The following is a 26,126-nucleotide window of genomic DNA, read 5'->3' as shown; positions in this document are numbered from 1 at the left end:
TTCTTAAGGGCCGTCTGGGTGCATACCGTAAAGTGATGGGCAATTCGTCAGGAGTGAATACCGTGAGTGAGCGTTCCAGCCATTGGCAATTGCAGACCATCGTCAGCCAGCTGCGCAGCGCCCGGGACCAGTGGCGAACGCGCAATGGCCGCTTGAGTGGCGAGCACGGCGGCCGCGAATTGCCGTCGCGCGAGGCCGTGGCGCAGATTCTTGAGTCGCTGTGCGGCGCGTTGTTCCCGATGCGCCTGGGGCCGGTGGACTTGCGTGAAGAAAGTGAAGACTTTTACGTCGGCCACACCCTCGACGTCGCCTTGAATGCCCTGCTCGGCCAGGCGCGCCTGGAGCTGCGCTACGCCGCACGCCAGGGCGGCAAGGATGACGGCGAGGTCGATGCCCTGGCGATCCGTCTGATCCAGGATTTTGCCCTGGCCCTGCCGTCGCTGCGCAGCCTGCTGGACACCGACGTGCTGGCCGCCTACCACGGCGACCCGGCCGCGCGCAGTGTGGATGAAGTGCTGTTGTGCTATCCGGGGATTTTGGCGGTGATTCACCATCGCCTGGCGCACCATCTGTACCGCGCCGGGCTGCCGCTGCTGGCGCGGATCAGCGCGGAGATCGCGCACTCGGCCACGGGTATCGACATTCACCCTGGCGCGCAGATCGGCCCGAGTTTCTTTATCGATCATGGGACGGGTGTGGTGATTGGCGAAACCGCGATCATCGGCGAGCGGGTGCGCATTTATCAGGCAGTGACGTTGGGCGCCAAGCGCTTCCCGGCAGATGAGGACGGGCAGTTGCAGAAGGGCCATCCACGCCATCCGATTGTTGAAGATGATGTGGTGATCTACGCCGGGGCGACGATTCTGGGGCGGATCACCATCGGCAAGGGCTCGACGATTGGCGGCAACGTGTGGCTGACCCGCAGTGTGCCGGCGGGGGCGAATATCACGCAGGCGAATTTGCAGCATGAGGATGGGGCGCAGAAATAGAGAGTCAGCATAAATCCCCTGTGGGAGCGGGCTTGCTCGCGAAGGCGGAGTGTCAGTCACGGGATATGTTGCTGACCCACTGCATTCGCGAGCAAGCCCGCTCCCACATTTTTGACTGCATTCCAATTTTGAGCCGTACTTAAAGCGGAAATCGCTGAACGATTTACCTCGCGCACCCGTCATACCAATCCCTGAGCTAGTGTAGGAATGACCTACCACTCAGCCCTGCGATTAGTCCCAAACCGCCTATTCATGTTTAACTTGAATGTTCGTTCAAGTTAAACCGGTGGTTCGCTGCCCGCTCACAACAGGAGGCTTACCTTTGCTGAGTCCGTTATTTACAGCCACATCCCATACCCTAGGGGTGCATCGTTCATGAGTGCATCGTCCACCCCATCCAGCGGCATGGTGCGCATGAATGCGCCCGTTTTCTACTTTGCCGCCAGTTTCATCCTGCTATTTGGCATCACCGTCATCGCTATCCCGCAACAGGCCGGTGCCTGGCTGCTGGCCGCGCAAAACTGGGCGGCCAACACGGTCGGCTGGTACTACATGCTCGCGATGACGCTGTATCTGGTCTTCGTGGTGGTCACCGCGCTATCGGGCTACGGCAAGATAAAACTCGGTGCCGACCACGACGAGCCCGAATTCAGCTACCTGTCCTGGGCCGGCATGCTGTTCGCGGCCGGGATCAGCATCACGCTGTTCTTCTTCTGCGTGTCCGAGCCGCTGACGCACCTGGTGCAGCCACCTCAAGGCGCGCCGATGAACGCCGATGCCGCGCGCCAGGCCATGCAGATCCTGTTTCTGCACTGGGGCCTGCACGGCTGGGGCGTGTTCGCGTTTGTTGGCATGGCCCTGGCGTATTTCGCCTACCGGCATAACCTGCCGCTGGCGCTGCGCTCGGCGCTGTACCCGCTGATCGGCAAACGCATCAACGGCCCCATCGGCTACGCAGTGGATGGCTTCGGCATCATCGCCACCGTGTTTGGCCTGGGCGCCGACATGGGCTTTGGCGTGTTGCACCTCAATTCCGGGCTGGATTACCTGTTCGGCATTGCCCACACCCAATGGATTCAGGTTGGCCTGATCACGCTGATGATGGGCGCCGCGATCCTCGTCGCCGTTTCCGGTGTCGACAAGGGCGTGCGGGTGATGTCCGACATCAACATGCTGCTGGCCTGCGCGCTGCTGCTGTTTGTGTTGTTCGCCGGGCCTACCCAGCACTTGCTCAACACCTTGATCCAGAACATCGGCGACTACCTCGGCGCCTTGCCGACCAAGAGTTTCGATGTGTACGCCTACGACAAACCCAGCGACTGGCTGGGCGGTTGGACGGTGTTCTATTGGGCCTGGTGGATTGCATGGTCGCCGTTCGTGGGCCTGTTCATCGCGCGTATTTCCCGCGGGCGCACCATCCGTGAGTTCGTGTTCGGCGTGCTGCTGATCCCGCTGGGCTTTACCCTGGCGTGGATGTCGATCTTCGGCAACAGCGCCATCGACCAAGTGCTCAACCACGGCTTGACCGCCCTCGGCCAGTCGGCCATCGATGACCCGTCGATGAGCCTTTACTTGCTGCTGGAAACCTACCCGTGGAGCAAGACGGTCATCGCGGTCACGGTGTTCATCAGCTTCGTGTTCTTCGTCACCTCGGCCGACTCCGGCACCGTGGTGCTGTCGACCTTGTCGTCCAAAGGCGGTAACGCCGATGAAGACGGGCCTAAATGGCTGCGTGTGTTCTGGGGCGCGATGACTGCGTTGGTCACCAGTGCCTTGCTGTTCGCCGGCAGCATCGATTCGCTCAAATCGGCGGTGGTGCTGACCTCGTTGCCGTTCTCGCTGATCCTGCTGCTGATGATGTGGGGGCTGCACAAGGCGTTCCACCTCGAATCGCAAAAGCAGATTGCCCAGTTGCATTCGCTGGCGCCGGTATCGGGCTCACGCAAGGGCACAGGCGGTTGGCGCCAGCGCCTGAGCCAGGCGGTGCATTTTCCGTCGCGCGATGAGGTGTACCGGTTCCTTGAAACCACCGTGCGCCCGGCGATCGAAGAAGTGACGGCGGTGTTTGTCGAAAAAGGCCTCAGCGTCGTCACCCAGCCCGACCCGTCCAACGACAGCGTCAGCCTGGAAATCGGCCACGGCGAAGAGCATCCGTTCGTGTATCAAGTGCAGATGCGTGGCTATTTCACGCCGTCGTTTGCGCGCGGCGGCATGGGCTCCAAGCAGCTCAACAACCGCCGTTACTACCGGGCGGAAGTGCACTTGAGCGAGGGCAGTCAGGACTACGATCTGGTGGGCTACACCAAGGAGCAGATCATCAACGACATCCTCGACCAGTATGAGCGGCACCTGCAGTTCCTGCACTTGGTGCGCTAGTTCCCTCTCACCAAAAAAAGCCCGCAAAGCCCCGTTCTACGGGGCTTTCTTAAATTTAATTTCATTCGTTGAAGCCGCGCTTTGACGCGCAACTGTCATCTGGCCACTGCGTAATTGTGTGAAGCGTTTGACGCTTTCATTTCAGAACAGTGACGGAGACCGGTAACAATGAAGACGTTAATAAGCCCCGTGGTGGGTGTCGCCATGGCGAGCTTTATGCTGTCCGCCCACGCCGATTTTATCGACGACAGCCACGCCGATGTGACCTTGCTCAACCGCTACCTCAACCAGCAAGGGCGTGATGTGGTGAACAGCAACGCCAAGGCCCACAGCATTCGTGATTGGGGCCAGGGTTTCGAGTTCAACTTCAAGTCGGGCTACACCGATGGGCCGGTTGGTTTTGGCCTTGATCTGCAGGCCTTCTATGGCTTGAAACTGGATTCCGGTGGTGACCTCAATGACAAGGATCACCAGGGCCGCTACCCCGGCAGCATGTTCCCGTTGGACGACGGCAAATCCGCCGACCAGTTTGGCGTGCTGAGCCCCACGTTCAAGATGCGCTTTGCCAAGGATGAGCTGCGCGTGGGCACGCTGTACGGCAACAATCCGGTGTTGGCGAACACCGACGGGCGCCTTTACCAGCAGACCAACACTGGCGTGCAACTGGTGTCCAAGGACCTTAGCGATTTCACCTTCACCGGCGGCGATATCTTCAAGACCAAGATCCGCAACGAAACCGGCGACCAAGGCATGATCACTGCCGGTGGCACCAAAGAAAGCGACCGCTTCCTGTTCGGCGGTGCGGACTACACCGGCATTCAGAACACCACCGTCAGCCTGTGGTATTCCAACCTTGAGGATTACTACCAGCAGTTCTTCCTCGGCGCCAAGCGTCATGACGCGGTGGCCGTGGGTGCATTCGACACCGACGTGCGCGTGTTCCGCAGCCTGGGTGTGGGCGCCAACGCCGATGGCGACAAAGACTTCGCCGGGGCCGGCCTCTACGGTGACGGCACCAGCAAAGGCCGCATCAACCAGACCACCGCCAGCTTGCTGGAGAGCTACAGCCTGGACGGCCATACCGTTGGCCTCGGTATCCAGAAAAACAGCGGCGACAGCGACTTCCCGTACCTGGATTCGGGCCTGAACAGTGGTGACGCACGCCAGGGCCCAGGTTCAGGTGCGGACACGCCGGCGCTGACCAACATGCAGCTGAACAAATTCCAGCACGCCGGCGAGCGTACCTGGCTGGCGCAGTACAAATATGACTTCGGCAAGCTGGGCCTCACCGGCCTGACATTCTCTGCCGCCTATGCCCACGGCGATGACATCCGCACTGCGCAGGGCGACACCAGCGAATGGGAACGCAACATCGCGGTGGCCTACCAAGTACCCACCGGTACCCTCAAGGGCCTGGGCGTAACCTGGAAAAATGCCCACGCCAGCCCTGACATTACCGGTGCCACTGTGCAAGATGAAAACCGATTCTATGTCAGCTACGTCGTTCCACTTTGGTAGGAAATTGCTGTAAAAGAGACGGGCATAGTTAAGCGATTCAGTGGCTTAAAAGGCCTGGGAATAACCTTATTCCCAGGCCTTATTTGCCCTAAGCCCAGAGAGGATTCGATGACGTACATTGCTGCCGAAAACCGCTATGAATCTATCCCTTATCGCCGCGTAGGCCGCAGTGGATTGGTGCTGCCTGCACTGTCCCTGGGGCTGTGGCACAACTTTGGCGACAGCACCCCGATCGACACCCAGCGCGCGTTGCTGCGCACCGCGTTCGACCTGGGCATCAACCACTTCGACCTGGCCAACAACTACGGCCCGCCCTACGGCAGCGCCGAGATCAACTTCGGCCGTTTGCTGCGCGAAGACTTCAAGCACTATCGCGACGAGCTGATCATCTCCAGCAAAGCCGGCTGGGACATGTGGCCCGGCCCTTACGGCCAGGGTGGCGGTTCGCGCAAATACGTATTGGCGAGCCTGGACCAGAGCCTGCAACGCCTGGGCGTCGACTACGTGGATATTTTTTACTCCCACCGTTTTGATGCCGACACGCCGCTGGAAGAAACCGCCAGCGCCCTCGCCACTGCCGTGCAACAAGGCAAGGCGCTGTACATCGGTATCTCGTCTTATTCCGGCGTGAAAACCCGCGAGATGGCTGCGCTGCTTCAAGAATGGAAAGTGCCGTTGCTGATCCACCAACCGGCCTACAACCTGCTCAATCGCTGGGTGGAAAAAGACCTGCTGGACACCACCGAAGAACTCGGTGCCGGGGTGATTGCGTTCACGCCGCTGGCCCAGGGTTTGCTCACCGACAAGTACCTCAACGGCGTGCCGGCGGATGCGCGGGTTAATCGTCCAGGGGGTGGTTCGCTGCAGGCCAAGCACTTGTCCGAAGCCAACATCGCCCACGTGCGCGCGCTGAATGAAATCGCCAAGCGTCGCGGCCAGAGCCTGGCGCAACTGGCGCTGGCCTGGACCCTGCGTGACCCACGGGTGACCAGTGCGCTGATCGGTGCAAGCCGGCCGGAGCAGATCATTGAAAACGTCGGGGCGCTGCAGAACTTGAGCTTCAGTGCCGAGGAACTGGCGGAGATCGATCGGTTTGCCCAGGAAGGCGGGATCAACCTGTGGGAAAAACCATCGACCGCTGAATAACCTGATAGCGTCGGGTCAATGTGGGAGGGGGATTGCCCCCGATGGCGGTGTCAGTCACGTGACCAGTTGACTGACCCAGCGCTATCGGGGGCAAGCCCCCTCCCACATTTTTGCTCTTCAGTGTGGCAAATTTATTCGCTACGACTCGATCCCTGTGGGAGCCGGGCTTGCCCGCGATGGCGGTGGGTCAGTCGATGAATGTGGTGCCTGGTGCCCCTTTATCGCAGGCAAGCCAGCTCCCACATTGTTGATCTTCATGGATGCAGAGGTTGTGCCTGGCTTAAAAGGGAACGTCGCCCAGAATCGTCGCGCGGTGCATCACTCGCCGCTGCGGCCGGTAGTCATCGACCGCTGAATAACCTGATAGCACCGGGTCAATGTGGGAGGGGGCTTGCCCCCGATGACGGTGTCAGCCAGGTGACCAGTTGACTGACCCAGCGCTATCAGGGACAAGTCCCCTCCCACATTTTTGCTCTTCAGCGCGGCAAATTTATTCGCCACGACTCGATCACTGTGGGAGCCGGGCTTGCCCGCGATGGCGGTGGGTCAGTGATGAATTTTGTGGCTGGTGCCCCTTTATCGCAGGCAAGCCCCCTCCCACATTTTTGCTCTTCAGCGTGGCAAATTTATTCGCTACGACTCGATCACTGTGGGAGCCGGGCTTGCCCGCGATGGCGGTGGGTCAGTCGATGAAGGTTGTGCCTGGCTTAAAAGGGAACGTCGCCCAGAATCGTTGCGCGGTGCATCACCCGCCGTTGTGGTCGGTAGTCATCGACCGCGTAATGCTGGGTCACGCGGTTGTCCCAGAACGCTACGTCATTCTCCTGCCAGCGCCAGCGGATGGTGAACTCTGGCCGTGTCGCATGAGCAAACAACAGCTTCAAAATCGCTTCGCTTTCGGCCGGCTCCAGCTCATTGATCTTGGTGGTAAACCCATCACTGACAAACAGCGACTTGCGCCCACTCACCGGGTGCGTGCGCACTACCGGGTGCGACAGCGGCGGGTTTTTCTTGCGGGTTTCTTCCCAGCGCGCCAGGTCTTCGGCGGTGTTGCCAAAACGCTCCAGCGGGAAGGATTTGGTGAAGTCGTGTGTGGCGGTCAGGCCATCGAGCAAGCGCTTGAACGGCGCCGACAGCGCCTCATACGCCGCAATGCCACTGGCCCACAACGTGTCGCCACCAAACGCCGGCAGCAGCTTGGCGCTGAGCACCGCGCCGAGGGCCGGCGTGGGCAGGAAGGTCACGTCGGTGTGCCATACGGCATTGTCACGCACGTCGGTCACGGCGGTATCCAGGATCAGCACTTCGGGCTGCTCCGGCACGTTGGGGTAAATCGGGTGAATGTGCAGGTCGCCAAAATTTGCCGCGAACCGCGCCTGTTGCTGTGGGGTGACGGCTTGTTCACGGAAGAACAGCACCGAGTGGGTGAGCAACGCCTGCTCGATGGCGTCGCGCTGTTCCAGGTTCAGCGGCTGGGTGATATCGACGCCACTGATCTGGGCGCCCAGGGCGGTGCTTAATGGCGTAACGGTCAGGCTGCTCATGCTCTTCTCACTCAATGTGCCTGGCCATGCCAGGGCACCCATTTACGCTGCAGGGCACGCAGGCCCATTTCCATGGCGAAGGCGATCAGGGCGATCACCAGAATCCCCAGCACCACCACATCGGTGACCAGGAACTGCGCCGCCGACTGCACCATAAAACCCAGGCCGCTGGTGGCGGCGATCAACTCGGCCGCAACCAAGGTCGACCAGCCTACGCCCAGGCCGATGCGCACACCGGTGAGGATGTCGGGCAGGGCGCTCGGCAGGATCACGTGGCGAATCAATTGGGCACGGGTGGCGCCCAACGACTGCGCGGCCCGCAGCTTGGCCGGGTCGACGGTGCGCACGCCGGTCGCGGTGGCGATGGCGATAGGCGCGAAGATCGCGAGGTAAATCAGCAGCACCTTGGACAGCTCGCCGATGCCGCACCAGATCACGATCAGCGGCAGATAAGCCAGCGGTGGAATCGGCCGGTAAAATTCAATCAGCGGATCGAGAATGCCGCGCGCAATACGGTTGGCACCGATGGCAATGCCCACCGGCACGGCGGTCAGCACCGCAAAACCCAGCCCCAGGCCGATGCGCTGCAGGCTCGCGCCCAAGTGCTGCCACAAGGTGGAATCCATGTAGCCGGTGGTCGCCAGCAGCCAGCCTTTTTGCAGCACGGCGGACGGTGGTGGCAGGAACAGCGGTTCGATCAAACCGGTAGCAGTCACCGCCCACCAGAGTGCCAACAAGGCAAACAAAGTGAGCACGCTGATCCCGCGTGTGCTCAGGCTACGACGCACCGGAATAACGGCGTGAGCCACCGGCTTGGCGGCGGTGGCGGGGAGTTCGTAACTGCTCATGCGGACACCTGCCGTTGCGAGAACACTTTGCCCAGCACGTGTTCGCGGGTTTCGATAAAGCGTGGGTCGGACTTGATCGCGCGCGCCGATTCACCGGCGGCGTAGCGCTGGCCGAAGTCCAGGTGCAGGCGCTCGACGATCTGGCCCGGGTTGGGCGCCAACAGGATCAAATCGGTGGCGAGGAACACCGCCTCTTCGATGTCGTGGGTAATCAGGAACACCGGCTTGGCCGTGCGCCGCCAGACTTGCAGGAGCAGTTCCTGCATCTGTTCGCGGGTGAAGGCATCGAGGGCGCCGAAGGGTTCGTCCATCAGCAGCACACGCGGGTCAGCTGCCAGGGCGCGGGCCAGGCCCACACGTTGTTTCTGACCACCGGACAGTTGCCAGATACGGCGGCTGTCGAAGCCGGCCAGGTCGACCAGGGCGAGCATTTCCCGGGCGCGTACTTCGCGTTGTGCCTTGGGCACGCCAGCCAGCTCCAGGCCGAAGCCGACGTTGGCGAGCACGTCTTGCCAGGGCAACAGAGCGTCGTCCTGGAACACCACGCCGCGCTCGGCGCTGGGGCCTTTGACCGGCACGCCGTCGAGGGTGATACGCCCGGCAGAGGGTTCGACGAAACCGGCAATCAGGTTCAACAGCGAGGTCTTGCCACTGCCGGACGGGCCGAGGGCCACCAGCAATTGCTGGGGCCCAAGGTCCAGTGAAATATCAGACAGTACCGGTTCTGTGGCGCCTGGGTACTGTGCGCTGATGCGCTCCAGTTGTAGCAAGGCCATCGCAATGAACTCCTTGAATCAGTGAGTGATGAACTTGGCGCTGACGTAAGGGGCGTAGTCCGGCAGCACGGCGTCGACTTTGCCTTGCTCCTTGAGAAACGCGGCGGTGTCGGTCACAGCCTTGGTGGTCGGGGCGCCCAGCAGGGTCACCTGATCAGCGGCCAGCGGGTAGACGTTGCCTTGCAGCAGCAGTGGGATGTCACTGGCCTTGGCGCCGGAAAGCTTGACCAGCTTGTCGACGTTGCCTGTGTCGGCGAGCCACGCTTGTGGGTCTTTGCGGTACGCGGCGTAGGCGTCCAGCGTGACTTTGGCGAAAGCGGTGACGATTTCCGGGTGTTTCTCGGCGAAGTCTTTGCGCACGATCCACGCATCGAAAGTCGGCGCGCCGAACTTGGCCAGTTCGCCGGTGATCAGCACCTTGCCGTTTTCCTTGGCCACGCCCAGGGCGGGGTCCCACACGTAGGTGGCGTCGATGTCACCGCGCTTCCAGGCGGCGATGATGGCCGGTGGCGCGAGGTTGAGGATGGTCACTTTCGAAGGGTCGATGTTCCAGTGCTTCAGCGCGGCCAACAGGCTGTAGTGGCCGGTGGACACGAACGGCACGGCGATCTTTTTGCCGATCAGGTCCTGCGGGCTGTTGATCCCCGAACCATTGCGCGCCACCAAGGCTTCGGCGCCGCCGATCTGGGTGGCGACGAGGAAGGTTTCCACTGGGACTTTGCGGGTAACAGCAGCGGTCAGCGGGCTGGAACCCAGGTAGCCGATCTGCACGTCGCCGGAGGCGATGGCGGCGATGATGTCGGCGCCATTGTCGAATTTGCGCCAGTCGATCTTGGCGTTAGTGGCTTTTTCGTAAGCGCCGTCGGCCTGGGCGACTTTCGCCGGGTCCACGGTGGTTTGATAAGCGATGGTGACATCTGCCGCCTGGGCAAACAGGCTGGCACCGGCCAGGGACAATGCAGCCAAGAGGCGCAGAGGGGTAAGCAGTTTCAAGGGGAAGCTCCTCAATCAGGCGGCCGAGGGTCGGCGTGTGAGGAGACTAAATGATCTAAGAACTCGAAAATAAATAACTTTTTCGAATTAGCTTATTAGAAGAAGAGTGAACTCAGGTATTCAATCAGATGAGGGCAAATGTGGGAGGGGGCTTGCCCCCGATGGCGGTAGATCAATCACTGATGGGTGACTGACACTCTGCTATCGGGGGCAAGCCCCGCACATGTTGAGCCGGGTTCGGCTTCAGTTAGTTACTGATCGCCAGGATGCTCGCCTGGTACGACCCGACGAACACATCAAAGTCGCCGACCTCGTTCTGCTCCAGTTCCGCCTGTTGCGCCAGCGACGTGCGCGCCAGTTCTTCAAAACGCGCCTGCTCGTCGGCTGGCAGCGGCTCTTTACGGAAATGCTCGGCGTGCACCTCGCTCTGGTGCAGGGAGAATTGCGCAAAGCTTTCCTTGCGCTCGGCCATCGCTGCCAACACTTGGGCCGACGGCGTCAGGGACGGATCCTTGACCTTCGCCAGCTGAGCGTCCAGCGCCTCACTGTGCTCGGTAATGCCATGGCTCTGATCCAGCAACGCCGCCAACGGCGCAATCTGCTCCAGCAGCTCGGTGGCCCATTCCTTCATGTCCACAGGCTGGCCCTGACGCTGCAATTGCAGGCCCGGACGGCGGCCTTCCTTGACCACGCTGAGGAAGTTGGAGGTGGCATTGCCGCACTCGTTGTTGGCGAACAGCGGGCTGTCGTTCAGTGCGCAATACAGCAGGAACGCGTCGAGGAAGCGCGACTCCGGCAGGTCGATACCCATCGGCAGGAACGGGTTGATGTCCAGGCAACGCACTTCGATGTACTGGATGCCACGGGCCACCAGCGCCTGGATGGGGCGCTCGCCGGTGTAGGTCACGCGCTTGGGGCGAATGTTGGAGTAGTACTCGTTTTCGATCTGCAGGATGTTGGTGTTGAGCTGAACCCACTCACCGTCCTTATGGGTACCGACTTCGACGTAGGGCGCGTAGGGCGTTGCCACCGCTTCGCGCAGGCTGTCGGTGTAGCTCGCCAGGTCGTTGTAGCACGGCGTGAGGCCGGCCTGGGCGTTGCTCTGGTAACCCAGGTCGCTCATGCGCAAGCTGGTGGCGTACGGCAGGTACAGCGTGTCGGCGTCCAGCACTTCCAACTGGTGCGAGCGACCGCGCAGGAACCCGGCGTCCAGCGCTGGCGAGGCACCGAACAGGTACATCAGCAGCCAGCTGTAGCGACGGAAATTACGGATCAACGCAATGTAGGCCGTGGACTGGTAGTCGCGGTCGGTGCCGACGAAACCTTCAGTTTCCTTGAGCAACGGCCACAACTGCTCCGGCAGGGAAAAGTTGTAGTGAATGCCGGCGATGCACTGCATGGTCTTGCCGTAACGCAGGGCCAGGCCCTTGCGGTAAACGTATTTGAGCTGGCCGATATTGGAGGTGCCGTAGTAGGCAATCGGAATATCTTCCTCGGCCGGCAATGGGCACGGCATCGACGGGCTCCACAGGTACTCGCTACCGAGTTTGCTGTAGGCAAAGCGATGGATCTTGTCCAGGCTGCTCAGGGTATCGGCCGGGTTGGGCAGGGCTGGGGTAATGAACTCCAGCAGCGATTCCGAGTAGTCGGTGGTGATCAATTCGTTGGTCAACGCGGCGCCCAGGGCTTCGGGGTGCGGCGTTTGTGCCAGGCGACCCTCACCCGTGACGCGTAGGCATTCGCGCTCGATGCCGTGCAAGCATTGCTCTAGCAGGGAGAGGTGTTCGCGCTTGCCGAGCAGGGCCAGGCGGCGGTTGAGAAGTTCGCTCAAGTTGGATTCCTTCACGCGTCAGTCGCCCCAATATGGGGGTGGGCAGGACGGTCTACAAGGGTGAAGTTAAAACTGGCGTTATCGCCTGGTTTTGAGTCGATTTGACCCGCTTTGAAAAAGCCTACTTCACTCCATGAATTGGGCTATAGCGCAGCAAGAAAATTCCGACGCTGTTGTCGCAGCGCCGAAATTAACTCAAATCGAGGGCGGGGAGCTATAGGACAGCGAATGTGCCTTGTGCTTTTGCGACCAGTTTGTCGTCCTGATACACCTCTGCTTCAACCACCAACGTGCGTCGACCTGCGTGGATAACACGGCTGGTGCACAGCACGTCGCCGTCGGACACGGCACGGATATAGTTGATTTTGCACTCGATGGTCGCGCTCTGCTGGTCGAAGCCATGGGAGCTGGAACAGGCCAGCCCCATGGTGATGTCCACCAGGCTGAAAATCGCCCCGCCGTGGAGCTTGCCTGCACGGTTGCGCAGCTGCGGCTCCAGGGTCAGGGCCACCTCGGCAACGCCCTCGTCCAGGCGTTGCAGGCGACAGCCGATCAGCTCGCTGAACGCGCTCTGGGTCAAACCGGTCGGGATTTCCATCAGCGTTTCTTCAACTGTTTGGCATTGGCGAACAGCGACGCCATCGCGTTGTTGCTAGGCGCTGCGGTGGCGGTTTCTTTGCGCGGTGCGTTGTTCTGCGACTGGCGTGGCGCCGAGCCTGGGCGAGCGCCACGGGCACCGTCGATTTTTTCGCCGGGGGTGTCGCTCATGCGCATCGACAAGCCAACGCGTTTGCGTGGAATGTCGACTTCCATGACCTTGACCTTGACCACATCACCGGCTTTCACCGCTTCGCGAGGGTCTTTGATGAACTTCTCCGAAAGCGCGGAGATATGCACCAAACCGTCCTGATGCACGCCGATGTCCACAAACGCGCCGAAGTTGGTCACGTTGGTGACCACGCCTTCGAGGATCATGCCCAGTTGCAGGTCCTTGAGGTCTTCGACGCCGTCCTGGAACTCGGCGGTCTTGAACTCGGGACGCGGGTCACGGCCAGGTTTTTCCAGCTCTTGCAGGATGTCGGTGATGGTCGGCACGCCGAAGGTTTCGTCGGTGTACTTTTTTGGATCCAGGCGCTTGAGGAACGCGGCGTCGCCGATCAGCGAGCGGATGTCGCGGTCGGTCTCGGCAGCAATGCGCTGTACCAGCGGGTAGGCTTCCGGGTGAACCGCCGAAGCGTCCAGCGGGTTGTCGCCGTTCATTACGCGTAGGAAGCCGGCGGCCTGTTCAAAGGTTTTTTCGCCCAGGCGTGCGACTTTTTTCAGCGCAGCGCGGGTTTTGAACGCGCCGTTTTCGTCGCGGTGGGTGACGATGTTCTGCGCCAGCGTGGAGTTGAGGCCGGAAATACGGGCCAGCAGCGCGACCGAAGCAGTGTTCACATCCACGCCGACCTTGTTCACGCAATCTTCCACCACCGCATCCAGACCGCGTGCCAGTTTCAGCTGCGACACATCGTGCTGGTACTGGCCGACACCGATGGATTTAGGGTCGATCTTCACCAACTCGGCCAGCGGGTCTTGCAGGCGGCGAGCAATGGAGACGGCGCCACGGATCGATACGTCGAGGTCCGGGAATTCCTTGGAGGCCAGTTCCGACGCCGAGTACACCGACGCGCCGGCCTCGGAGACCATGACCTTGGTCATTTTCATGGCTGGGTATTTTTTGATCAGCTCGGCGGCCAGCTTGTCGGTTTCCCGGCTGGCGGTGCCGTTGCCGATGGCGATCAGGTCCACGGCGTGCTTGGCGCACAGCGCAGCGAGGATAGCGAGGGTCTGGTCCCACTTGTTGTGCGGCACGTGCGGATACACGGTGGCGTGGTCCAGCAGCTTGCCTGTGGCGTCGACCACGGCCACTTTGCAGCCGGTGCGCAGGCCCGGGTCGAGGCCCAGGGTCGCACGCGGGCCGGCCGGCGCGGCCAGCAGCAGGTCGTGCAGGTTGTGGGCGAAAACATTGATCGCTTCGGTTTCGGCGCCGTCGCGCAGCTCGCCGAGCAGGTCGGTTTCCAGGTGGGTGTAAAGCTTGACCTTCCAGGTCCAGCGCACGACTTCACCGAGCCACTTGTCCGCCGGACGGTTCTGATTCTGGATGCCGAATTGTTGACCGATCATGCCTTCGCACGGGTGCATGGTGCCCGGCAGCTCGTCGCCGACCTTCAGCGCGGAGCTGAGAATACCTTCGTTGCGGCCGCGGAAAATGGCCAGTGCGCGGTGCGACGGCATGCTCTTGAGCGGTTCATCGTGCTCGAAATAGTCGCGGAACTTGGCGCCTTCCTCTTCTTTGCCGGCGATGACGCGGGCGCTGAGGGTGGCTTCCTGTTTCAGGTAGTTACGCAGTTTTTCCAGCAAGTTGGCGTCTTCGGCAAAACGCTCCATGAGGATGTACTTGGCGCCCTCGAGGGCCGCCTTGACATCGGCGACGCCTTTTTCGGCGTTGATGAAGCGCGCGGCTTCGGTTTCCGGGGTCAGCGACGGGTCGTTGAACAGGCCGTCAGCCAGGTCACCCAGGCCGGCTTCCAGGGCGATCTGGCCCTTGGTGCGGCGCTTCTGTTTGTACGGCAGGTAAAGGTCTTCGAGGCGGGTCTTGGTGTCGGCGAGTTTGATGTCGCGTTCCAGTTGCGGGGTCAGCTTGCCTTGTTCCTCGATGCTGGCGAGGATGCTGATGCGCCGTTCGTCGAGTTCTCGCAGGTAGCGCAAGCGCTCTTCCAGGTGCCGCAGCTGGATGTCGTCGAGGCTGCCGGTCACTTCTTTACGGTAACGGGCGATGAAGGGCACTGTGGAGCCTTCATCCAGTAGAGCGACGGCCGCTTCGACCTGTTGTGGGCGTACGCCGAGTTCCTCGGCGATGCGGCTGTTGATGCTGTCCATAAAACCACCTGAAATTCTGAAAGCAGCTCGCAGGCCCGGAAAACAAGGCGTTGCAAGGCTGGTTGAGCGGCCCGACTGGCGCCGCTACCTGGGTCAAAAGGCAGCCTGTTGACCCTCGAAATCGGAAAATTGCTGCCCGTCGCGGTAAAAAATAGCGAGGCAGCAAGCAGTAAAGTCTGACATTGCTCAGCGCAAAGGCGGCGCATTATAACCAGCGTTCTGCAGCTGGGGGGGGATTGCGCCAAAGGTTGCAGGGGGCGCGTTCGCTGGCGGTAGAGGAAAAATCTGCTAACAATGCACACGGTGCGTATAACGGCAGCTACGCCATAATGCGCGCCGAGATAAGAGGAGCATCTAATGAGCAGCACTGCACAAACTGCTGAAGGCGAAAAAATTCTCATCGTTGATGACGATCCGGGGCTGAGCAGCCTGCTGGAGCGTTTTTTCAACTCCAAGGGCTACCGTGCCCGCGCGGTGCCGAACACCGAGCAGATGGACCGCCTGTTGGGGCGCGAAGTGTTCAATCTGGTCGTACTCGACCTGATGCTGCCCGGCGAAGACGGCCTCACCGCATGCAAACGCCTGCGCGGTGCGAACAACCAGATTCCCATCATCATGCTTACCGCCAAGGGCGATGAGCTGAGCCGCATCAAGGGCCTTGAGCTGGGCGCTGATGATTACCTGGCCAAGCCGTTCAACCCGGACGAGCTGATGGCCCGGGTCAAAGCCGTGTTGCGCCGTCAGGCAGCCCCGGTACCCGGCGCGCCAGGCAGCGAAGACGAAAGCGTCACCTTTGGCGACTATGAACTGTCGCTGGCCACCCGTGAGCTCAAGCGTGGCGAAGAAGTGCACATGCTGACCACCGGTGAGTTCGCCGTGCTAAAGGCCCTGGTGATGAACGCGCGCCAGCCGCTGACGCGCGACAAACTGATGAACCTGGCCCGTGGCCGGGAGTGGGATGCTTTGGAGCGCTCCATCGACGTGCAGATTTCCCGTCTGCGCCGCATGATCGAGCCGGACCCGTCCAAGCCGCGCTATATCCAGACGGTGTGGGGTGTGGGTTATGTGTTCGTGCCGGATGGCACCGCAACCAAGTGACCGATGATTTGCAGGCGCGGGCATCCGTCGTTTGACTCCATGAGAGTCAACGGGATGCCCGGCGTCGGCAATTCTGCGAGCGCCGCTCGTTTCTGCAAGGTGTCCAGCCGTTTCCTATGAAAACCCCGTTGTGGTTCCCGCAAAGTTTCTTTTCCCGCACCCTTTGGCTGGTGCTGATCGTCGTCCTGTTTTCCAAGGCACTGACGCTGGTTTATCTGTTGATGAACGAAGACGTGCTGGTGGATCGGCAGTACAGCCACGGCGTCGCCCTGACGCTTCGTGCCTATTGGGCCGTCGATCCCGAAAACCGTGAAAAGGTGGCCAAGGCATCGACGCTGATTAGAGTCGACGGCGCCGGTGTACCTGAAGGCGAGCAGCATTGGCCCTACAGCGAGATTTATCAGCGCCAGATGCAGGCTGAGCTGGGGGACGACACCGAGGTGCGATTGCGCATGCATGTTTCGCCTGCGCTGTGGGTGAGGGCGCCGAGCCTGGGCGACGCGTGGATCAAAGTGCCGCTTTACCCGCACCCGTTGCGGGGGCAGAAGATCTGGAACGTGCTGGGCTGGTTCCTGGCGATTGGCCTGCTTTCAACGGCATCCGCCTGGATTTTCGTGCGCCAGCTCAACCAGCCACTCAAACGCCTGGTCTTTGCCGCGCGCCAACTGGGGCAGGGGCGCAGTGTGCGCCTGCCGGTCAGCGATACGCCCAGTGAGATGACCGAAGTGTATGGCGCCTTCAACCAGATGGCGGAAGACGTTGAACAGGCCGGGCGCGAACGCGAGCTGATGCTGGCGGGCGTGTCTCACGACCTGCGCACACCGTTGACACGGTTGCGGTTGTCCCTGGAGTTGATGGGCAACCATAACGACCTCACGGATGACATGGTGCGTGACATCGAAGACATGGACGCGATTCTCGATCAGTTCCTGGCGTTTATCCGTGATGGCCGCGACGAAGTGGTCGAGGAAGTCGACCTGACGGATCTGGTGCGTGAGGTGGTGGCGCCCTACAACCAGAACGGCGAACAGGTACGCATGCGCCTGGAGCCGATTCAGCCGTTTGCCTTGCGGCGGGTGTCGATGAAACGCCTGCTCAACAACCTCATCGGCAACGCCTTGCACCATGCCGGTTCCGATGTGGAAGTGGCGGCGTATGTGTCCGGCGACAGTACTGCGCCTTATGTGGTGTTGAGTGTGATGGACCGCGGTACGGGGATCGACCCGGCGGAACTGGAAGGCATCTTCAACCCGTTCACCCGTGGTGACCGTGCCCGGGGTGGCAAGGGCACGGGCTTGGGATTGGCGATTGTGCGGCGGATTGCTTCAATGCACGGCGGCAATGTTGAACTGCGCAACCGGCCGGACGGTGGCCTGGAAGCACGGGTGCGCTTGCCGTTGGGGCTGATGCTGCCCAGGGACGCTGTCTAACAAACAACAAAGATCAAAAATGTGGGAGCGGGCTTGCCCGCGAATGCGGTAGACCAGTCAATAAATTAATCGACTGACACTCCGCCTTCGCGAGCAAGCCCGCTCCCACATTGTTTTTGCAGGGTGGCAACGCTTGCCGCGTATCAGCCCTTGCCCTTGGTGCGCGTCATATTCGGCCCACCATTCTTTTCCAGATGCTGAATGATGATGCCCGCCACATCCTTGCCGGTGGTGGTTTCAATGCCTTCCAAGCCCGGCGATGAGTTCACTTCCATCACCAGTGGCCCGTGGTTGGAGCGCAGGATATCCACGCCCGCTACCGCCAACCCCATCACTTTGGCCGCCCGCAGCGCGGTCATGCGTTCTTCCGGTGTGATCTTGATCAGGCTGGCGCTGCCGCCACGGTGCAGGTTGGAGCGGAATTCCCCCGGCTTGGCCTGGCGTTTCATTGCCGCAATTACCTTGTCGCCCACCACGAAGCAGCGGATGTCCGCACCGCCGGCTTCCTTGATGTATTCCTGCACCATGATGTTCTGCTTGAGGCCCATGAATGCCTCGATCACCGATTCGGCAGCGGTCGCGGTTTCGCACAGCACCACGCCGATGCCTTGGGTGCCTTCCAGCACCTTGATCACCAGCGGTGCGCCGTTGACCATGTCGATCAGGTCGGGAATGTCATCGGGGGAGTGGGCAAAGCCGGTCACCGGCAGGCCGATACCGCGCCGCGAGAGCAATTGCAATGAACGCAGTTTGTCGCGCGAACGGGCAATGGCTACCGATTCATTGAGGGGGAATACGCCCATCATTTCAAACTGGCGCAACACCGCGCAGCCATAAAACGTCACCGAGGCACCAATACGCGGGATCACCGCATCAAAGCCTTCCAGCGGCTTGCCCCGGTAATGGATCTGCGGCTTGTGGCTGGCAATGTTCATATAGGCACGCAACGTGTCGATCACCACCATTTCGTGGCCACGTTCGGTGCCGGCCTCAACCAGGCGGCGGGTGGAATACAGACGCGGGTTTCGCGACAGCACAGCAATCTTCATGCAGCACCTGGGGCAGAAATAGTAGAGACCGGGAACACCGGCTTGTCTTGAACGTACTTGACGCCTGGACTGACCACCAAATGGCCGTCAATCAGCGCCTTGGAACCCAGCAACAGGCGGTAACGCATGGCCTTGCGACAGGCGAGAGTGAACTCCACTCGCCACACCCGATCACCCAGCGCGAGGGTGGTGCTGATCACATAGCGCACCTGCGCATGGCCGTTAGAGCTCTTGATAGTTTTCATCGTCACCACCGGCGCCTCGCAGCGGCGGTGACGCAGTTGCACCACGCTGCCCAGGTGCGCGGTAAAGCGCACCCACTTCTCACCGTCGCGCTCAAATGGCTCGATATCGGTGGCGTGCAGGCTCGAGGTACTGGCACCGGTGTCGATCTTTGCGCGCAGGCCAGCCACTCCCAAGTCGGGAAGTGCCACCCACTCACGCAGACCCACAACGGTCAAATGGTCAAATGTCTTCAATATGGGTAACCGATCAGTTCGCCCAGGCCTGTGGTGAAACCTCGGCCAGGGCTTTGAATGCAGGCTTGGCGAACCAGTAACCCTGCATCAGAAATATTCCGCAGTCGGACAGGAAGTCGCGCTCGCCGGCACTTTCGATGCCTTCGGCAATGACAGTAACGCCCAACTGCTCACAGATTGTGACAATCCCCTGGACGATTACCTGACGGACACGATCCTTGTCGACATCGCGAATCAGCGCCATGTCGAGTTTGATCAGGTCAGGTTGGAAATCGGCCAGCAGGTTCAGCCCCGAATAGCCCGCACCGAAATCGTCGATGGCGGTCTTGAAGCCGAATTCGCGGTATTCACGCAGAATATTGGTCAAATGGCGATAGTTATCTACGTGCTCGCTTTCCAGCGTTTCAAAAATCAGCTGGTTCAGCGGAAAGTTGTGCGCGCGGGCCGCCTCCAGGGTACTGCGAATACACAGCTCGGGCCGGTACACGGCATTGGGCATGAAATTGATCGAAAGATGGGTTTGCATACTCAAGGCAGCGGCCCCGGCAATCGCTTGGGTACGACACCGCTGGTCAAAGCGGTAACGGTTGCTTGCGTTGACCTGGCCCAGCACCGACAGCGCGCCTTCGCCTTGCGGGCCTCGCACCAACGCTTCGTGGGCGAAGATCGAATGGTCTCGAAGATCTACGATAGGCTGATAGGCGAACGCGAAATCGAAACCCAGGGGTTCGCTTTGCTGGCAACCCACGCAACGCTGATTTGGCGAGGTGAGTGAAATGGGGAAGTCGGTCACGGCGTATCCTCGCAAAAACAGGGTGGTGCCTGGCGTATCTTAGGTGAGCGTTGGGGTTTATGCGTCGAAGGGCTTCAACGGTAAAGTTGCGACATTTTTCAGAGCGAGGAATTCAAGTGGCTCAAAAGCAGGAAGAGGAAGAAAAAGTCCGTTTGGACAAGTGGCTGTGGGCAGCGCGCTTCTTTAAAACCCGTGCCCTGGCCAAAGCCGCTATCGAAAGCGGCAAAGTGCACCATCGCGGTGAACGCTGCAAGCCGGGCAAGGAGCCGCGCGTCGGTGATGAGCTGCAGATTCGGGCAGGGTTTGATGAGAAGACCGTCGTGGTGCAAGCCTTGTCCGTTGTGCGCCGCGGCGCGCCCGAAGCGCAGGCGTTGTACACCGAAACCGAGGCCAGTATCGCCAAACGCGAAAACGCGGCCGCCATGCGCAAGGCCGGGGCTACCGGTATGACGACCGATGGCAAGCCGAGCAAGAAGCAGCGTCGCGATTTGTTCAAGTTTCGCGGCAGTGGTAATGATGATTGACAGCGCACATCTCCAGGTCAATGGAGATCAAATGTGGGAGCTGGCTTGCCTGCGATAGCGTCAGGCCAGCCAGTCTTTCCGTCACTGACCCACCGCTATCGCAGGCAAGCCAGCTCCTACATGAATCTACTTCGTCAGGCGGCAGTGCGTATGACGCTCAATCGCCCGATCACCGGCAGCTTACCGAGCAAACCGAAGATTGGCGCCGTCAGTCGCAGCAACCCATTCGACACCTTCGCCGCAAACGGCGTGTAATACCCCCATCCCAGCGCCAACAGGGCCAGCAATACCCCGCCGATATAATCGTCTTGCCCCCAGTGCGCGCCGGCCACCAGCCGCGGCATCATGAACAACAGGGCCAAGCCCCAGATCACCAGCACCTGGCCGATGCGCTTGGCAAACACCGTCATGAACATGCCCCAGATCAACAATACCGACGCGTGATCGCCGGGGAAGCTCTGGCTCGAACGGTCCTTCAACTCCCAGGTTTTTTCCAGACCAGGGAAATAGTCACTCATATGAATCGCCCCGCTGATCACCATCGACGGGCTGCTGTGCTGCCAGCCCATCTGCGCCGCGAGTTTGGAAAACAGCATGCGGATGAACAGCAACAGCAGCAGAATCCCGAAAAAGCCGAAAAATGCCTGGCGCACTTCAATCGCCCTGAACACCCAATCTCCGCGAATCAGCAACGTCAGCAAAATCACGCCGACCACCGCGTCAAATGGTCGCAGACTGGCCACGGCCCACACATGCAGCCAGGTCGAATGACTCGCCAGCGGGTCATTGAGCAGGTGAAACAGCCATTCGTCGAAAATTACACACAGCATCTGGCCCGTGGGCCACAGCCAAAAACACAGCAGTCCGATAGCGAGTAGATTGCACAGTGCCCATCGCCGGAGGTTCCACTTGGCTTGGAACAAACCCGGATTGTTCATAAACTGTTCCTCTTCGCTCTATTTAGCTCTCCGTTTCCAGGAGAAAGCCGCACCAAGATGGTGCTAAAGCGTTTAATTTTATAAACCTTGTAATCATTTTGTCATCAATTCAGATACCCAGACCTATGACTGATCTACCGGATACCGACTTCACCCAACGCTTCATCTTCGACGAGAACGACGCCCGCGGCGAACTGGTCTCGCTGGAGCGCAGCTATGCCGAAGTCCTCGCCAAGCATCCCTATCCGGAGCCGGTTGCGCAGCTGCTTGGTGAGCTGATGGCGGCGGCATCGCTGCTGGTGGGCACCATGAAGTTCGACGGTTTGCTGATTTTGCAGGCGCGTTCCGAAGGCCCGGTGCCGATGCTGATGATCGAGTGCTCCAGCGAGCGCGAAATTCGCGGCCTGGCCCGTTACGACGCCGACCTGATCGCGCCGGACGCCACGCTGTCCGAACTGATGGCCAACGGCGTACTGGCAATCACCGTCGACCCGACGGAAGGCCAGCGCTACCAGGGCATCGTCGATCTCGACGGCGAAACCCTATCGGACTGCTTCACCAACTATTTCGTGATGTCTCAGCAGGTCGGCACCAAGTTCTGGCTGAATGCCGACGGCAAGCGCGCCCGTGGCCTGCTGCTGCAACAACTGCCGGCCGACCGCATCAAGGACGACGACGAGCGCACCGACAGCTGGCGCAAGCTGACCGCCCTGGCTGGCACTCTGACTGCTGAAGAGCTGCTGGGCCTGGACAACGAAACCATTCTGCATCGCCTGTACCACGAAGAGGCCGTGCGCCTGTTCGACCAACAGGGCCTGCGCTTCCGTTGCAGCTGCTCGCGCGAGCGTTCGGCGAATGCCTTGGTCAGCCTGGGCCTGGAAGATGCGCAGAATCTGGTGGTGGAACACGGTGGCAATATCGAGATCGACTGCCAGTTCTGCAATCAGCGTTACCTGTTCGATGCCGCCGATGTAGCCCAATTATTCGCCGGCGCAGGCATCGACACCCCTTCCGACACCCGCCACTAAAACGTTTAAGCACAGGTAAATCACCTGACAAATGCCGGATTAGCGCAGTTCTGACGGGAGGGCCCTACTCTTTTTGGGCTTTTCTGGCATAATCCGGCCCACTTTTTTCGCGGTAGTAGTGCGCAACTTTCTACTACAAAACGTTTGGAGCACTCGGCCATAGGCCGACGGGGAACCTCATGACGCAAGCCAATAACGCCGTATACACCGATCTGAGTGTTGACGATCTGGTCAAAGAAGCCCTGCAGCGCGGTGAAGGCGTGCTTGCCGATACCGGCGCGCTGGTCGTAGAAACCGGTCACCGTACCGGCCGTTCTCCGGTCGACCGCTTCATCGTTGAAGAGCCTACCACCCAGGATGCCATTGCCTGGGGCCCGATCAACCGCAAGTTCCCAGCCGACAAGTTCGATGCGCTGTGGGCTCGCGTCGAGGCGTTCAACAACGCGCAAGAGCATTTCGTTTCCCACGTTCACGTAGGGGCTGCAGAAGACCACTACCTGCCCGTGAAAATGACCACCCAGACTGCCTGGCAGAACCTGTTCGGTCGTTGCCTGTTCATCAACCCGGCTCAGTACAACCCGGCCGGCCGTGATGAGTGGCAAGTGCTTAACGTGGCCAATTTCGAATGTGTACCAGAGCGTGACGGCACTAACTCCGACGGTTGCGTGATCCTCAACTTTGCACAGAAAAAAGTCCTGATCGCCGGCATGCGTTACGCCGGTGAAATGAAAAAAGCCATGTTCTCGGTGCAGAACTTCCTGCTGCCGGCTGCTGACGTGCTGCCAATGCACTGCGCCGCCAACATCGGCGAAGAAGGCGACGTGACCCTGTTCTTCGGTCTGTCGGGCACCGGTAAAACCACCCTGTCCGCCGACGAAAGCCGTTACCTGATCGGTGACGACGAACACGGCTGGGGCGAAGGCGTGGTGTTCAACATCGAAGGCGGTTGCTATGCCAAGTGCATCGACCTCTCCGAGAAGAACGAGCCGGTTATCTGGAAAGCCATCAAGCACGGCACCGTGCTCGAAAACGTGGTGATCGACGATGCCAAGCACGCCGACTACACCAACGTCAGCCTGACCCAGAACAGCCGTGCCGCCTACCCGCTGGAGCACGTTGCCAAGCGTTCCGAGAAGAACCTGGGCGGTGAGCCAAACGCGGTGATCTTCCTGACCTGCGACCTGACCGGCGTACTGCCGCCCGTGTCGATCCTCAGCGAAGAACAAGCGGCCTACCACTTCCTGTCCGGCTACACCGCGCTGGTGGGCTCGACCGAAATGGGTTCGGGCAGCGGCATCAAGTCGACCTTCTCCACCTGCTTCGGCGCGCCGTTCTTCCCGCGCCCGGCCGGCGAGTACGCAGAGCTGCTGATCAAGCGCGTGCGCGGCTTCGGCTCCAAGGTCTACCTGGTCAATACCGGCTGGACCGGCGGCGGCTACGGCGTCGGTAAACGCTTCAACATCCCGACCACTCGCGGCGTGATCGCAGCGATCCAGAGCGGCGCGTTGATCGGCGCTGAGACCGAACACCTGGACACCATCAACCTCGACGTGCCATTGGCCGTACCGGGCGTTGAGACTGGCCTGTTGAACCCACGTAACACCTGGGCTGACAAGGCTGCCTACGACGAAGCGGCGAAAGCGCTGGCGGGTCTGTTCATCGAGAACTTCAAGAAGTTTGAAGTGAGCGACGCGATCAAGGCGGCCGGGCCGAAGTTGTAGAAGTTAAACGCTTAAAAAATCGCCCTTTTGGGCGATTTTTTATTTGCTGCAGAATAGTTTGAAAATAGTGTTGTTAGATGAACAAATGCTTGAGAGGTGCGATAGCAAGATATGCGCTTTGTTCTGGGGGGCATTAATTAATTTTTCCTTTGATATGCCCGGTTGAACTATCCAGCATTCATTTTGAGCGTCCATATTTGTGAGTGCGCTTGTGATGGAGGCTATTAGGTCTTTTTCAGTTTTACAAGCTGGATTGAGATATACAGCATTTTTTAGAAGACGTTCGGCTCGGGCCGAGTGAGCCCCGGGGAATAGATATTTAATGTTTTTTATAAGCTGTGATGATACGACTTGGAGATCGTCAATTCTCAGGCCGACATTCTCTGAGGATGAGTACTTTTCGTGAATTAGCATGATTTTATCTTCGCATATGACTAAATGGTCAGAAATTTCATTTGCTCCACCGTCTTTTATTATCGCAATAATTTTGTAGTTTAGAATTTGCTCGGTCAGATATTCTTCTGTTCGGGTTGCGATAGAAATATGACCTTTTAGATCGGAGGGGCTGTCTTCTTTTCGGATATCAATCATGTCCCAGCTGATGTCATGATATATATCTTTTGTGAATGTGGTTTGCAGTCTGTTGTCCTTCCAAAACGAATTTTCCCTAAATGCGACTCCTTCCTCGAATATTATTGTGAAGCTTTCTTCTGATTTGAGAAAGTCGACTAGGTCAAATCTTTTCTTTTTTTCAAATGGTGCTCCATCTTCTGCGATTATTACAGAAGCTTTTTTGTTTTGATCCGCATAGCTAATTTTAATTGAACTGTTTGAGATCTCTTCAATGTCTAGTGTGATGGAGTTTATATTGTCACCGATGCTGACTTGGTTTTTTCCGAGTATTGTGCAATACCAGTCAGTTAGGGATTTTTTATTAATTTCTAGAATGACAATACCTTTGCGCGGAACAATATAGTCTAGATAAAAGCTCAATGGCTCCAATAGCTCTGGATTTTCTACTTCTATCGGACTAACCAATGTTTTTATGAATTCACCACTGTTGTCTGCTGTTAGAGCATCTTCAATATTTTTGCACTGGTTAGAAAATGATATGATTCCATCGGTCCATGTGCCCCAGAACTTTCTTCTACTAGCAGAACAACCGAATACTTTGCTATCGCCAAATTCATTGGTTTGCGCACCTAAGCAGTAACTGAAACTATAACCTGAATCAAAAGATGGTGTTAACGAAAGTCGTGCGTCTTTTCCCGAGTAGGATTTTGCTTCAGCTGCCGTTCCACCTGCGCCGAAGGTGTTGTGTATGCCCAGCATTTTTATATTCAAATCAGTCTCGGTCAGTGCGTGATATATCTTTTTTATGTCGACTTTTCTTTCGTCTATATCTTCGTATACTACGCTTTTAATTATTTCTTCCAGCTTGCGGTTTGTGGTGTGTATATATAGATGTGATTGAGAGTCATCAATCAGTATTAGAGCGTTTTCAGTATTCTCTATTTTTGAAATTGTTTTATTGGATAGGGCTTGTATGTCATCTATCCAAGTTGGAAGCTCTTTGAAAGATATTAGATATGCAAGGACACTTTTTGTGCTGCTCGACCATTCGATGCTTATAGTCTTTTTTTTGGAGCTTGATTTTTCAATTCTTTTCGAAAGATATTCGTCGAATATCTTCCGATTGTATTTTTCTTTTTCGAAAACCAAAACTTGGAAGAAGGGAGAAATATTGTTTAGTGTTAGGTTTATCTCTTGTTCTTCAGCCATTTTGATTTCCTTATCCGAATTTCAGTTAGATTAGGCGGATCCGTATAACCTTTACTGAAAAGCGCTGATGGATTTCAGTTGGATGTCGATTTCGCCACCGTTCAGCTCTAGCTAAACCGACCAGGAGGCTTTTTGCCATCTTTTTCTCGTTTGCGCGTTAAAAAGGTCAAGCGCGGATTTGAGCTTGCTTAGGACGTAGGAGCGAAAATTTGAGAAGCCAAGGTTCCTGCGATATTTTTTGGCTACGTTAAGTGCAGAGTCATTGCTCCTGACAATACCAGTGCTACGCCAATCAATTGCGTAATGCTCAGCCTCTCTTTGAAAAACACAAACCCAAGAAT

General features: G+C 58.7%; 21 protein-coding genes and 2 pseudogenes. 9 read left to right on the top strand and 14 right to left on the bottom strand.

All coding sequences use genetic code 11. The features are described from left to right. The first annotated feature begins 62 nt into the window (after positions 1–62). From epsC to mgrA, 4 genes are all read left to right on the top strand, one after another. Positions 63–989, top strand: coding sequence for a serine O-acetyltransferase EpsC (gene epsC, locus L8K08_RS27880; protein WP_242201411.1), 927 nt, complete (start codon positions 63–65; stop codon positions 987–989). A 414-nt stretch (positions 990–1,403) separates the two neighbouring features. Continuing rightward, positions 1,404–3,365, top strand: a complete 1,962-nt coding sequence (gene betT, locus L8K08_RS27875; protein ID WP_178119672.1) for a choline transporter BetT — start codon at positions 1,404–1,406, stop codon at positions 3,363–3,365. A 168-nt stretch (positions 3,366–3,533) separates the two neighbouring features. Then, positions 3,534–4,883, top strand: coding sequence for an OprD family outer membrane porin (locus L8K08_RS27870; protein ID WP_145159784.1), 1,350 nt, complete (start codon positions 3,534–3,536; stop codon positions 4,881–4,883). A gap of 108 nt (positions 4,884–4,991) precedes the next feature. Further along, complete coding sequence (gene mgrA / locus L8K08_RS27865) at positions 4,992–6,029, top strand: L-glyceraldehyde 3-phosphate reductase (RefSeq protein ID WP_145159786.1); 1,038 nt, start codon at positions 4,992–4,994, stop codon at positions 6,027–6,029. 280 nt (positions 6,030–6,309) lie between these two features. Here the strand turns inward: mgrA and L8K08_RS27860 are convergent. The 8 genes and pseudogenes from L8K08_RS27860 to L8K08_RS27825 form a co-directional block, all read right to left on the bottom strand. After that, positions 6,310–6,396: pseudogene (locus L8K08_RS27860) on the bottom strand (taurine dioxygenase); the annotation flags it as partial. Positions 6,397–6,736: 340 nt separating this feature from the next. Next, on the bottom strand, positions 6,737–7,573 hold the full coding sequence (tauD, locus tag L8K08_RS27855) for a taurine dioxygenase (protein WP_242201410.1): 837 nt from the start codon (positions 7,571–7,573) through the stop codon (positions 6,737–6,739). An 11-nt stretch (positions 7,574–7,584) separates the two neighbouring features. Further along, on the bottom strand, positions 7,585–8,421 hold the full coding sequence (gene tauC, locus L8K08_RS27850; protein ID WP_242201409.1) for a taurine ABC transporter permease TauC: 837 nt from the start codon (positions 8,419–8,421) through the stop codon (positions 7,585–7,587). Further along, the gene (gene tauB / locus L8K08_RS27845; RefSeq protein ID WP_064450187.1) at positions 8,418–9,197 is read right to left on the bottom strand and encodes a taurine ABC transporter ATP-binding subunit; all 780 of its coding nucleotides are present in this window, start codon (positions 9,195–9,197) and stop codon (positions 8,418–8,420) included. Before tauB ends, tauC begins: the two co-directional genes overlap by 4 nt. Positions 9,198–9,215: 18 nt before the next feature. Beyond that, on the bottom strand, positions 9,216–10,190 hold the full coding sequence (gene tauA / locus L8K08_RS27840) for a taurine ABC transporter substrate-binding protein (RefSeq protein ID WP_242201408.1): 975 nt from the start codon (positions 10,188–10,190) through the stop codon (positions 9,216–9,218). Between the two features lie 247 nt (positions 10,191–10,437). Then, positions 10,438–12,021 carry a glutamate--cysteine ligase gene (gene gshA, locus L8K08_RS27835; RefSeq protein WP_242201407.1) on the bottom strand — a complete coding sequence of 528 codons (1,584 nt, stop codon included), beginning with the start codon at positions 12,019–12,021 and terminating at the stop codon, positions 10,438–10,440. 214 nt (positions 12,022–12,235) lie between these two features. After that, on the bottom strand, positions 12,236–12,619 hold the full coding sequence (locus L8K08_RS27830) for a PaaI family thioesterase (protein ID WP_242201406.1): 384 nt from the start codon (positions 12,617–12,619) through the stop codon (positions 12,236–12,238). Then, on the bottom strand, positions 12,619–14,943 hold the full coding sequence (locus L8K08_RS27825) for a Tex family protein (RefSeq protein WP_119738198.1): 2,325 nt from the start codon (positions 14,941–14,943) through the stop codon (positions 12,619–12,621). Before L8K08_RS27825 ends, L8K08_RS27830 begins: the two co-directional genes overlap by 1 nt. Before the next feature lie 357 nt (positions 14,944–15,300). On the opposite strand from L8K08_RS27825, the gene ompR reads away from it, so the two are divergent. Together ompR and L8K08_RS27815 are read left to right on the top strand one after the other, a co-directional pair. Then, complete coding sequence (gene ompR, locus L8K08_RS27820) at positions 15,301–16,041, top strand: two-component system response regulator OmpR (RefSeq protein ID WP_053255745.1); 741 nt, start codon at positions 15,301–15,303, stop codon at positions 16,039–16,041. A gap of 116 nt (positions 16,042–16,157) precedes the next feature. Further along, a complete protein-coding gene (locus tag L8K08_RS27815; protein ID WP_145159800.1) occupies positions 16,158–17,471 on the top strand; it encodes an ATP-binding protein in 1,314 nt (437 codons plus the stop codon). Positions 17,472–17,614: 143 nt separating this feature from the next. Here L8K08_RS27815 and rimK read toward each other — a convergent pair whose 3' ends face one another. From rimK to L8K08_RS27800, 3 genes are read right to left on the bottom strand one after another with little or no spacing between them, the layout of a single operon-like run. After that, on the bottom strand, positions 17,615–18,520 hold the full coding sequence (gene rimK / locus L8K08_RS27810; RefSeq protein WP_025855543.1) for a 30S ribosomal protein S6--L-glutamate ligase: 906 nt from the start codon (positions 18,518–18,520) through the stop codon (positions 17,615–17,617). Further along, positions 18,517–18,999 (bottom strand): ATP-dependent zinc protease, encoded by a 483-nt coding sequence (locus L8K08_RS27805; protein WP_094950878.1) that lies wholly within the window; start codon positions 18,997–18,999, stop codon positions 18,517–18,519. Before L8K08_RS27805 ends, rimK begins: the two co-directional genes overlap by 4 nt. Positions 19,000–19,012: 13 nt before the next feature. After that, positions 19,013–19,792, bottom strand: coding sequence for an EAL domain-containing protein (locus L8K08_RS27800; protein WP_242201405.1), 780 nt, complete (start codon positions 19,790–19,792; stop codon positions 19,013–19,015). 116 nt (positions 19,793–19,908) lie between these two features. Here L8K08_RS27800 and L8K08_RS27795 point away from each other — a divergent pair, with 116 nt between their 5' ends. Then, a complete protein-coding gene (locus tag L8K08_RS27795; protein ID WP_053255749.1) occupies positions 19,909–20,316 on the top strand; it encodes a S4 domain-containing protein in 408 nt (135 codons plus the stop codon). 134 nt (positions 20,317–20,450) lie between these two features. Here L8K08_RS27795 and L8K08_RS27790 read toward each other — a convergent pair whose 3' ends face one another. Then, positions 20,451–21,254 carry a phosphatase PAP2 family protein gene (locus tag L8K08_RS27790; RefSeq protein WP_242201404.1) on the bottom strand — a complete coding sequence of 268 codons (804 nt, stop codon included), beginning with the start codon at positions 21,252–21,254 and terminating at the stop codon, positions 20,451–20,453. Between the two features lie 125 nt (positions 21,255–21,379). Here L8K08_RS27790 and hslO point away from each other — a divergent pair, with 125 nt between their 5' ends. After that, positions 21,380–22,282 carry an Hsp33 family molecular chaperone HslO gene (gene hslO / locus L8K08_RS27785; RefSeq protein WP_242201403.1) on the top strand — a complete coding sequence of 301 codons (903 nt, stop codon included), beginning with the start codon at positions 21,380–21,382 and terminating at the stop codon, positions 22,280–22,282. A 179-nt stretch (positions 22,283–22,461) separates the two neighbouring features. Beyond that, positions 22,462–24,003: a phosphoenolpyruvate carboxykinase gene (locus L8K08_RS27780; protein ID WP_145159806.1), complete on the top strand. Its 1,542-nt coding sequence runs from the start codon at positions 22,462–22,464 to the stop codon at positions 24,001–24,003. A 39-nt stretch (positions 24,004–24,042) separates the two neighbouring features. On the opposite strand, the gene L8K08_RS27775 is transcribed toward L8K08_RS27780, so the two are convergent. Together L8K08_RS27775 and L8K08_RS27770 are read right to left on the bottom strand one after the other, a co-directional pair. Next, positions 24,043–25,785 (bottom strand): hypothetical protein, encoded by a 1,743-nt coding sequence (locus tag L8K08_RS27775; protein WP_242201402.1) that lies wholly within the window; start codon positions 25,783–25,785, stop codon positions 24,043–24,045. Positions 25,786–26,027: 242 nt separating this feature from the next. After that, positions 26,028–26,126, bottom strand: a pseudogene (locus L8K08_RS27770) (EamA family transporter); the annotation flags it as partial.

Origin of the sequence: Pseudomonas sp. TREG-RG-20F-10-E-6-01, from assembly GCF_022662455.1 — a bacterium.
In the GTDB taxonomy this organism is placed as follows: domain Bacteria; phylum Pseudomonadota; class Gammaproteobacteria; order Pseudomonadales; family Pseudomonadaceae; genus Aquipseudomonas.
The sequence above is the reverse complement of the archived record's forward strand: the minus strand, read 5'-3'. Positions and strand labels throughout refer to the sequence as shown.

Excerpts from the sequence above, each read along its gene's own strand:
- betT (WP_178119672.1), top strand. The coding sequence starts at position 1,404 with ATGAATGCGCCCGTTTTCTACTTTGCCGCCAGTTTCATCCTGCTATTT.
- L8K08_RS27870 (WP_145159784.1), top strand. The coding sequence starts at position 3,534 with ATGAAGACGTTAATAAGCCCCGTGGTGGGTGTCGCCATGGCGAGCTTT.
- mgrA (WP_145159786.1), top strand. The coding sequence starts at position 4,992 with ATGACGTACATTGCTGCCGAAAACCGCTATGAATCTATCCCTTATCGC.
- tauD (WP_242201410.1), bottom strand. The coding sequence starts at position 7,573 with ATGAGCAGCCTGACCGTTACGCCATTAAGCACCGCCCTGGGCGCCCAG.
- tauC (WP_242201409.1), bottom strand. The coding sequence starts at position 8,421 with ATGAGCAGTTACGAACTCCCCGCCACCGCCGCCAAGCCGGTGGCTCAC.
- tauB (WP_064450187.1), bottom strand. The coding sequence starts at position 9,197 with ATGGCCTTGCTACAACTGGAGCGCATCAGCGCACAGTACCCAGGCGCC.
- L8K08_RS27830 (WP_242201406.1), bottom strand. The coding sequence starts at position 12,619 with ATGGAAATCCCGACCGGTTTGACCCAGAGCGCGTTCAGCGAGCTGATC.
- L8K08_RS27825 (WP_119738198.1), bottom strand. The coding sequence starts at position 14,943 with ATGGACAGCATCAACAGCCGCATCGCCGAGGAACTCGGCGTACGCCCA.
- ompR (WP_053255745.1), top strand. The coding sequence starts at position 15,301 with ATGAGCAGCACTGCACAAACTGCTGAAGGCGAAAAAATTCTCATCGTT.
- L8K08_RS27815 (WP_145159800.1), top strand. The coding sequence starts at position 16,158 with ATGAAAACCCCGTTGTGGTTCCCGCAAAGTTTCTTTTCCCGCACCCTT.
- rimK (WP_025855543.1), bottom strand. The coding sequence starts at position 18,520 with ATGAAGATTGCTGTGCTGTCGCGAAACCCGCGTCTGTATTCCACCCGC.
- L8K08_RS27790 (WP_242201404.1), bottom strand. The coding sequence starts at position 21,254 with ATGAACAATCCGGGTTTGTTCCAAGCCAAGTGGAACCTCCGGCGATGG.
- hslO (WP_242201403.1), top strand. The coding sequence starts at position 21,380 with ATGACTGATCTACCGGATACCGACTTCACCCAACGCTTCATCTTCGAC.
- L8K08_RS27780 (WP_145159806.1), top strand. The coding sequence starts at position 22,462 with ATGACGCAAGCCAATAACGCCGTATACACCGATCTGAGTGTTGACGAT.
- L8K08_RS27775 (WP_242201402.1), bottom strand. The coding sequence starts at position 25,785 with ATGGCTGAAGAACAAGAGATAAACCTAACACTAAACAATATTTCTCCC.